This window comes from Acinetobacter johnsonii, from assembly GCF_048551975.1.
GTDB lineage: Bacteria > Pseudomonadota > Gammaproteobacteria > Pseudomonadales > Moraxellaceae > Acinetobacter > Acinetobacter johnsonii_A.
This window is the reverse complement of the sequence record NZ_JBIMCF010000267.1, coordinates 1-262: the sequence shown is the minus strand read 5'-3', so window position 1 is coordinate 262 and position 262 is coordinate 1. Positions and strand designations below refer to the sequence as shown.

Annotated in this window: 1 pseudogene; it reads left to right on the top strand. The window is 40.5% G+C overall.

What is annotated here, in order from left to right:
* Nucleotides 1-262, top strand: a pseudogene (locus tag ACG9ZB_RS17460) (PLP-dependent aminotransferase family protein); the annotation flags it as partial.

Genomic DNA, 262 nt, shown 5'->3' with positions numbered 1-262 from the left:
GCCGTCTTCAACTCTTAGAGCTTTCAAAAAAATGGGGGTTTTACATTATTGAAGATGACTATGACCACGAATTCCACTATGACAGTCGGCCTATGCCACCCTTAGCAAGTTTGCCCCATTCTGAGTTGGTTATTCATGTAGGTTCATTGTCTAAAGTTTTTGCACCCGGTATTCGGTTAGGTTACATCGTGGCAGCTCCAACCATCATTCAAACTATTACTGAAGATATTTTATTGATTGATCGGCAGGGCAATAATATTAC